Here is an 8,989-nt window from a genome sequence, read left to right on the forward strand (position 1 = left end):
TTTACTCCTGATAATAGGGGTTGCCCGAAAGGGAGTCGGGAAAATCCAGCGGGGGGGTGGCCTGATAGACAACCACGCTGTCGATGCGGACGGAGGCCGAGGCGGTGAGTTTTATCTGAATCGAATCGGCCCCCGGCACATCGATCCCGCCGGTCTCGATGGCGGCATACGAGCCGGTATAGGAAAAGGTCGTCCATTTCGCGTTTGAAAAGGCCCCCGCGGCGGTCTGATTCGCCGTGCCGTTGTAATAGTTGATCTGCGCCGATAACGTCGGCGAGGGGTCGCCGCCGCTGTCGATGTGGGCATAGACCCGCACCTTCACCGTCTGATCGCGGTCCGACGCAAGATCGACGCTTCCGCTCTGCCACTCCTGCCCGGAGCTTAAGAGAACCGATCCGAACTTGTACGAAGAGGGATAGGCATAACCGCAGGTGAAGGCATCCGCCTTGAGGGAGGAGAATGCCCCCCCCGAAATATACGACGCCCGGTCGGCCGTTTTAAAAACCTTCACCTGCGCATAGCCGGGGTCCCAGGCCGCCTTCAGGTAATTGCGCGTTTCGGTTTGGTTCTGGATCAACCCCTTCTTGCCGGAGCGGTCCTGCCAGTTGGTCGCAATCACCCCCAGCATCATACCGGAGTTCCCGGCGGCCAGGCTCATCCAGTTTTTCATGTCCCCCGTATCGTAATAGTTGGCGTTGCCGATTGAGGAATAAGACCTTGGGGGGTTGGAGGCCCCGTAGTCATCCACATAAAAATCGTGCACCTCGTCGGTGAAAAAGGCGGGGCAATCCTTGGAACCCCATGGCATGACCACCGAGTTTGGCGGCCAATAGGCCCTGGCGCCTGTCATCGAGCCGGCATGGCCGCTGTAGTTCACCTGATAGTTCGCATCGCCATTGTGAAACAGGGTCGCATTATCGGCAAAGAAGAGGGGACGGAGTTCGTCGGGGCCCGGATGATAGGACTGTGCGACGGAATTGGCGACGGTGTTATCCAGCTTTGTCGCATACTCTCCATTGGAGAGCCCCTGTTGCCCGGTGGAAGTCCCGCGCCGGATGCCGCGCACCTCGGTGGCGCCGTAATAATAGCCGAACCGGGGGAGACGGGAGAGCGGGGTGAAGGCCTGCAGAACCTTGGCGACAAAGGGGGCCGCAACCCCGGTGTCAAATCCGGCAACCGTCGGATCGGGAAACCACGCAAAGCCGATGCCGGCGCCGTTCTTTAAAAGGCTGGAATAGGTCACCTTGACCTGGTCGTTCACCTGGAGCCCCGTGGCGTCGTCGGCGCCGTCGCTGTTGCTATCGGTAAAATTCCAGTTGATGACAGCCTTTGTCCCGACCCCGCCTCCCCCGGTGGAATTGAAATAGTCGGCGGGGGCTGAATTCGCGGTATAAAGGTTTGTCGCGGTGAAATGCGTCCCTGAAGCATAGGTCACGTTGCCCGCCGAGTTGGTGACGGTGATCCCCTGTTTGGAAAGGACGTTTAACAGTTGGGGAGCCAGGGCATGCAATTGGACCTTGTCGAGGCAGGCGGTGCCGGTGCCGTTTTGCATTCGCATGAAAAAATAGGTCCTGTTGACGGCGGGATTGGAATAGACGGCGGAATCGGGCACCCGGAAGATAAAGGTGTGATATTTCCAGTCCCCGGCGGCAGGGGTGGCATCGGTATCCTTTGTGATTGAGACATCGGAGTTGTAGACATTGGAACTGTCGTTCAGGACGGAATAGAGCGTTACCTGCCAGGCGGTGACGGCGGAGCTTTGGTAGACGTAATACCCCAGCGCGTAGTACTTGCCCGCCTCGAGATGGGACGAGTCGATGGTGTACGAGGCGGCCGGGGGGCCGAGCGAGGCACTGTCTTGCTGGATGCAGAGGGAGGCCCCGTCGGCCGAAGGGGTGGAGATGGCAGAGGCCGAATTGGTGGAAAAGCTCCCGGTCGAATCCCCCGGGTTCCAATAAAAGCAATCCTTCTCGCTGGAGGCGCAACTACCGGAGCCGACAAACTCGGAATAGGGCGACGGAATCAGATTGATCGCCGCCCCGGCGTCGACATCGTAGGCGGTGGAGGTCGGGACAAGTTTATAGACCCCCGAACTCAAGACCAGTTTGAAGGTTTCCGCAAACTGCCCCAGCCCCTCGTAGTCGGTGTAGGGGGCGGTGGCCCAGGCCTCGGAGAGGTGCGGCAGTTCGCTCACAAAGCGGTCATCCAGATAGCCCACAAAATCGGCATAGCTTGAGGTCAGGTTGGCATAAGACGGCTTCATGGCGTTCGAGCCGATATACTCGTAGAGGTGGAGGCCGGTGGCCTTGTTCCAGACCAGCATGTCGATGGCGGCTCTCATGTCGGAGGCGGAGACGGGGCTTCCACTGCAGGTGAAGTCGTGATGGGCGATGGCGTCGAGCGTCGTGCCGTAATTGAAGAAGGAATCGATGTCACAACTGGAAAGGACATCCCACACCATCCGCTCGCCGATGTTGGGGTAGTTGAGGAGCGACTTTGACGTCCATGTTGCGGACGACGTGGATGAGGCATCGAGGTCCTTGATGAAATCGATGACGCCGTAAAAGGCCCCGCGCGGCGAGCCGCCGAGGATCAGAATGTTTCCGGAGCTGTTTTGCGCAATCGCATAGGCCTGATCGTTCGCCTCAAGCCTGGCCATCACCTCGTCCGGGAGAGACCACCCCGTCCGCAGGGAATCAACATAACTCGACGCGGAGGTCTCGATGACAATCGCCTTTTGCGACGGATCGACCGGAAGCGAAGGGATCCCGCTGAAGGCCGAAGTCGTGAGTGCGGGAAAGGCATCGTCGGCAGAAAAGAGAATCGTGTTCCCTGTCCACATCTCCGCCAGATTCGCCAGCCCGCTCCCGAAAAGGATTTTCCACGCCGCCGGATTGATCGTGACCGTCGTCCCGCTCTGCGTTCCAAACAGGCCGCGCGGCGCCGGAGGGATTCCCGCATAGTCCCCTCCCGGAGAAATGCCCGCGTAGTTGGTCCAGACGTTCCCCCAACTGGTAAACCGGGCTGTGTCGAACTGGCCGCCGGAATCCTGGAAGGCCGACCAGCCGCCCCCCTGGTAGACCATGTCGTGCATCCCCTCCCCGCATGTCTTGAGACTTCCGGAGGAACTCCCCGTGCAGTTCTCGGCCACATGAAAGATCCCCTGCAGGGTATTCGAATCGGGCCTGTGGGAGGCGTCAAAAACCCCCGAATAATTCCCGTCAAAACCCTTCATGAATCCCAAAAACGCGGCCGGTTTTTCGGCCATCTCCTCGCAGGTCCCCTCCTCCTGGCACTGTTTCAGCAGATTGAAATGGAGGAGCATCCCGTTGGCATTGCCGTACACCGTCCGGAATTCGTCGATATCCCCCGCGGCCAGCAAGGGTCCCACAACGGCCCCTGCCTCAAAGGCCCCCTCTTTGATTCCTTCGCAGATATCGGCCGGCGTCGTATCGCCGGTCGCCCCGGCAGACTCATACAAGGCGTCAATCTGCTCGCTTAAGGTTCCGGATACCGTCTGAAAGGCCTCGGAGGCATCACTGTACCCACTGGTATACTCGGAGACATCGATGGCGTCGTTGATCGCGGAGGCCGTTTCCACCATCGGCCCCCAGACACTCCCCTCCGGGGCCTCGCCGTCGATCACGTCATGAAGGAGCGTGGGCCAGTCCTCGTAACCCACGTCTTCCGGGGTTCCGCCGCCGGCCCAAAAACCCTCCAGGACATCCTTGAGCATGGCGTTGTCGTCGCTCAAACCTCCGGCATCCGCATCGGCCTCCTCCCAGAGCCCCTTGTGCGTGCCGAAGAGGCATTCCAAATCTTTCCCGCTGACATCATCGGAGTGATCCTCCCCCCATCCGTTCCACTCCTCCATATCGTCGGCCAGCGCCAGGGTGGCAAGGGTGGTGTCGGGGTCGGCCGTGCCGGTGTCGAGGCTTACGGAGCCGCCGGAAATATCCACTTCGGCGTAATTGTGGATCCCGTTTTCGCAACTGATGACCAACCGCGCCGTGGTTTCGTCGGAGTCGACCACCGGCACCGTCGCGGCAAAATCGCCGCCGCTGTTGGTGGTTGCATCCGAAAGAAAATTTCCGCCCAGATCGTAGATGTCGCACAAAATCCCGGAGGCCCCCTCGTTCACCACATATCGCGCCCCGTGCCCCGCGCCCCGCGCCCCGTGCTTTACAGCCGACAGTGAGGCGGAGCCTGTCTCCGCCGTGGGGACGGTGATTCTTCCGGAGAGGGTGATCAAAGTCCCTTCCGCCTCCCCGCCCCCCTCTTCCCCTTCGTCCGATCCGTCGCCGCTCCCCGGAACGCGCGCTGAGCCGCAACCGATGAGGAAAATTCCAAGCACCAAGCACCAAATTCCAAAAAAACAATTTCCAAATTTTTTCGTTTTGGAAATTTGTTTTTTGGAATTTGTTTGGAATTTGGAATTTGGAATTTGGAATTTTTTCAGCAACAAAAATCCCCCAAACAAACCGACAAACAAAATCATCCATCGCAAATCACCTGACGACTCTTGGGCATCCAGCGAACAACCAAAGCCTCCCGCCCCCAAATGTCCGCCTCCCCCTCCATCCGAGCCGCCGCCCCCTCCGCCCGAGTCGATGAGACCTGCGAGCGCGATCAGATAGGTGCCGTCGGCGCCGTCGTTGGTGTAGATATCCTCCACCCCGTCGTCGTCCCCGTCGGCAATCACCAGCCACGCGCCGATCCCGTCGCCGGAAAGGCCTTCCACCACGATGGCGTTGACCAGGTCGTAGGCCGTCTCGTCCCAATCCTCGCGCCCGGAGACGACGACGATCTTCCCCTCACCGCCGGAGGCCGAGGCAAATCCCAAAACGACATCCGCATAGCCGTCGCCGGTCACGTCCCCCACCGCCAGGCTATCCGCCGGATCGGTTTCCCCGGAGACAAAACTGCCGGAGACGGCAAGGGCGGTCACATCGGCGCCGACCCCACTGCTTCCGAAGATCACATCCACGCCGAACCCATCCCCGGCGGAGACCACCGTATCCTCACTGCCGTTTGCATCCAGATCACCGCCGGCCACCAGCGAAACCGAGCCGCCCGCCGTGAGGACAAAGTCGGCCTCCTCGGAGGCCAAGTCGATCAAGGCAGGGAGATCATCGCTTCCCAGAATGCCGTCAAAGACCGAAGAGGAGGAGTCGATATCGGCTGTGGACGGGACGGAGCCTTTAAGGGCGCTGATACTCGGGCTCGCCCCGTCGGGGAGGCCGATCAAAAGATCAGTTCCGTCGGCCCCGTTGACGTCGGTGGTGAGAAGAAGGGAGGTTTTGAATTGTTCGGCCTCCGAGCCGCGGATCAGGTTTACGGTCTCGAGGTCGGAGCCTGACAACACATAGACGGTGCCGTTACTCGTGCCGGGGGCCAGGGAAACAATTTCGTTTGACCCGTCGCCGTCCACGTCGGCCGATTTGACCACAAAACCGAAGAGGTCCCCCTTCTGATTGCCGTACGAGACAATCACCCCGCCGATGTCGGCAAAGTCGGGGTCGTTCAGATCAACCTTGGTTTTTCCAGGCAAAACGGCTGGATCGACCATGACCACCACGCCGGTTGAGTCGTTCCAAGCCGGATCCCCCACCACGACGCGGTCATCCAGAATAACAACCTCCACCGGCGTCGTATCGGTGGAATAAAGGGCCGAGCCGTTTTCCAAATCGACCGCCGTCGCCTCGCGCCCGTCATACTCCGCCCCTTCTTCCTTCGTGATCGCCATGCCCGCATTGGCCGCCACGACACGGCCGTCCAGTTTCACCGCATCTTCCATGGAAAAATTCTTTGGCGTGAGAGCGACCGTCATCGAATCGGAGGCGGTGGTGTGTCCGTCGGAGACCGTCAGAAGAAATTGCAGGCTCCCGCCGCCGCCGGGGGCGACAAAGCCGGCGGTGGCCTGGTTGGCATTGGAAAGCGAAACCGTTGTCCCCGCGCTCTGGCTCCAGCGGTAGGTGAGGGAATCCCCGTCCGCATCGGTGGCAGAGCCGGCCAGCCGGACCGTTGACCCTTCCACCGCCGTCAGATCGTTTCCGGCAAAAACCGTCGGGGCGTGGTTTGTGGCCGATTCGGTGATGGTCACGGTCACCGTGGCGGCGGAGCTATTGGCCGTTCCGTCGCCGGCGCGATAGGTGAAGGTGTCGGTTCCGGAATAATCGGTGTTGGGCGTATAGGTCACCGTCCCGGCGGAGGCGTTAAGGCCGCTTAAGCTCCCATGCCCCGGATTGGAAACGATGGAGTAGGTGAGCGTATCGCTGTCGGAATCGCTGGCCGAAAACGTGACATTCACTGCTGTATTTTGGGTAGTGCTTGCGGTTCGGGCCGACGCCGTCGGCGCATGATTGACATGGACGATGGTCAAACTCACCACGGCGGCGCCGCTGTATTCCGTTGCGTCATAGGCCCGGAAGCTGAAGCTGTCGGTCCCGTGATAATGGGAGGCCGGCGTATAGACCACCCCGCCGGTGCCCGCGTTCAAGCCCGAGAGCGAACCGTGATTGGGCGTGACAAAAACAACATAGGTGAGCGGATTGCCGTCGACATCGGCGCCGGCAAGAACAATACCCTTCGGGGTGTCCTCGTTTAAGGAAAGCGTCTGGGCGTTGGCGCTGGGAGCGTCGTTGACCGCCGTGACGTTGACGGTCACGGTGGCGGTTGCGGAGGTGTTGAGGCCGTCGGTCCCGTTGAAGGTGAAATTGCCGATCCCATTGCCGTTGGCGTTCACCGCAGGGACATAGATCACCCGTTTGCTCGAATCGGTGACGGTCGTCGGCGCCGAGGTGATGGCCGCCCCCAGCGTGGTGCCATCGGCGGTCTGGTAGAGGGCGCCGCTCGCCGGAAGGGTGACGATCGACGCGGTCGTGGTGTCTCCCCCATCGGCGTCGGTCAAACCGAGCGTGACGCCGGAGTTGGTATCCTCGGTGGCCGTCACCGTCTGGCCTGTGGCGGTCGGCGCATTGTTCCCCAGCGTGTACGAAGAGGAAAATTGCGAGGTCCCGTTGGTGGCATCGGTGGCGGTGGCGACAAAAATCCGCCCGTTTGAATCATAGGGGGCTGTCAGGGTAAACAACCAGTTCCCCGAGCCGTCGGCGGTCGCCTGCCCCAAGTAGACCTTCCCCTCCTGGCTGTCTGAGTCGGCCTCAAAAATCTGGACCGTGGCGGAAGCGGTCGAGGTGCCGATCAAGTCGATGTGCCCGCCGGTGATGGAACGAGAGGTAATCGAGGGGGCCGCCTGATCGTTGTTGGCGCCGTCGTTGTTTAATTTGATCCCCTCATTTTGATTATTGAAAAAGGAATTGCGCAGGATCTGGTTGCCGTCGGTTGAGGCACCCGAGAGATAGAGCCCATACTCGGAGGCCGCATCGCCGTTGTAGGCGATGGTGTTGGCCTCCGCAGAAATATCGCCGCCGATGGTGGTGGTGGTGATGCCGCCGGCGATGCTGATGCCGTGCCGGCCGTTCCCCAAATCGGTCGTCCCGTTGCTGGCCACGCCGATATAGTTGCCGGCCACCACGTTTCCCGAATAGCTCCCCGTCAGCAAAATCCCCTCTTGGGTATTGCCGGCGATCACATTGGCCTCCGCCGCGTCGGATGTCCCGTCGCCGTTGGTCCCGATCGTAATCGTGGCGGTGCCGACCCCCGCCGAAAAGACGATCCCGTTTTTCTTGTTGCCCGAAATGACGTTCCCTTCCACACTGTCGTTTGTCCCGTCGCCGTTGGTCCCGATCCGGGCCCCCGTGCCGCCGCTGGCGAGGTTGATCCCCTGGCTACTGCCCAGGGCCGCCGTTCCCGCCGCGTTGGTGCCGATGTAATTTCCTGTGATGATGACACCGGTGTTGGTGACGGATATACCGACGCCGCTGTTGGCGATGATGTTGCGCTCCAGCGCATCACTCGTCCCATCGGCATCGGTCCCGACGCGGATGCCGGTACCGCTGACGGTGATTCCGGTATTGCTGTTGGCCACGGAACCGGTGCCGGCGGCGTTGAGGCCGATGTAGTTTCCGGCCACCACGCCATTGTTCGCCCCGGAGTGCTGTTGGCCACGGAACCGGTGCCGGCGGCGTTGAGGCCGATGTAGTTTCCGGCCACCACGCCATTGTTCGCCCCGGAGGCAAACCGGATTCCGTTATACAGACCGCTGATCAGATTTCCCTCTGTGGCGTCGCTCGTCCCGTCGTCGTTGGTGCCGACGGTAATTCCCGAATAAGCCAGCACACCGGTAGCCGAGGCGCTGGTCAAATCGGTGTCGCCGTCCTTGTCGGTGCCGATAAAATTCCCCGCCACACGCGTTGAGGAGCTCGTCCCGCTTCCGACCTCGATTTCGGGATTCGAGGCCGAGATCAGGTTGCGCTCGGCGGCCTCGCTGACGCCGTCGCCATCGCTCCCGATAGTCGTCCCCGGGGTGCTGTTCGCAACGCGGATCCCTTGGGCCGTCATGCCGCCTGCCGTCTCGCCGTCGGCTTGAACGCCGATGTAACATCCCTGGATCTTATTGCTGTTGGCCGAGGCGCCGGTGACATTGATGCCGATGCTGTTGTAATTTGTGATGGACAATCCCTTGATGGTGACCCCCGTCACGTTGTTGATTGTCAGGGCGGTAACGCCTGTGCCGGCGCTCGCGCCGTCGATTCGGATCGTGATCGTGCCGTTTAGGGCGTTGGGCCAGGCCGCCGTGTTGGCGGAGGCCCCTCCTTGCGTGTAACCGTCGATGGTCGTACTGGCCTTCGTGATTGAGGGAAGGGCGGAGGTCGGCGAGATCGTGCAAACACCGTTTAACCCGGCGCAACCGGCGTCGGTATCACCGGGAATATTGAAGGCGATCGTATTGCCGGTTGCCCCCATTGCCGCCGTGATCGCCTCACGGAGGGAACAGTCCGCGTCGCAGGTACCGTCGTTGGTGTCGGCGGTTTTGCTGACGGTGTAAGTGGTGGCAAGGGCAGTTTTGGATAGAAAAACGCACAATCCC

1 protein-coding gene is annotated in these 8,989 nt (G+C 60.9%); it reads right to left on the reverse strand.

From position 1 onward, the window contains the following. Window position 1: 1 nt before the first annotated feature. Window positions 2-8,035, reverse strand: coding sequence for a tandem-95 repeat protein (locus tag HYU99_02830; GenBank protein MBI2339290.1), 8,034 nt, complete (start codon window positions 8,033-8,035; stop codon window positions 2-4). Window positions 8,036-8,989 lie beyond the last annotated feature (954 nt).

The organism is Deltaproteobacteria bacterium, assembly GCA_016183175.1.
In the GTDB taxonomy this organism is placed as follows: domain Bacteria; phylum UBA10199; class UBA10199; order UBA10199; family SBBF01; genus JACPFC01.